Genomic DNA, 486 nt, shown 5'->3' with positions numbered 1-486 from the left:
ACTTGACCGCGTAACAACGCTTGATCCAACCGCCGTATTGACGCGACCGTTGCTACGCGGCCATCTTGGCCCCGTGTGTGGGAGATCGAGCGCTTACGATATACTGAAGTTCGCTCAACCCAAACCCTACAGCGAAGCTAACGCTTCGCCAACCCCGAGCCGCCAAAGCCGGGGGTGCCGTCGTCGACCAGGCTCCTAATGGCATCGAGGCAAGCAGGCGGCCCGCCTACGACAATCTGCGCGGAGCAAGCGAGCATCAGATTGACGCTCAGGCCGAAGTCCTCAATGAGATAGCCGCCGGCACAGAAAGCGCCTTCGTTTTCAGTCGCTCCTGCCTCAACGCGTTGAGCGAGCGTCGCTTCGGTTGACCGATACGCCCACACCGGTTTGCCGAGCGCGACAGCGAAGCCGACTTCGAACGCGGTGCCGCTGTCTGGTTCGCCTGCACCACGAAAGTCGTCCAGGTTCGCCATCACGATATCGGCC

1 protein-coding gene is annotated in these 486 nt (G+C 61.3%); it reads right to left on the bottom strand.

The genetic code is table 11. From position 1 onward, the window contains the following. Positions 1-137 precede the first annotated feature (137 nt). Positions 138-486, bottom strand: a 349-nt coding sequence (locus QCE48_RS31745; RefSeq protein ID WP_309794510.1) for a nucleoside 2-deoxyribosyltransferase, incomplete at its 5' end; no start/stop codon positions are given.

The sequence above is a fragment of the Caballeronia sp. LZ024 genome (assembly GCF_031451455.1).
Classification (GTDB): Bacteria; Pseudomonadota; Gammaproteobacteria; order Burkholderiales; family Burkholderiaceae; genus Caballeronia; species Caballeronia telluris.
Note: the sequence above shows the minus strand (reverse complement) of the source record. Positions and strands in the feature narration are given on the sequence as shown.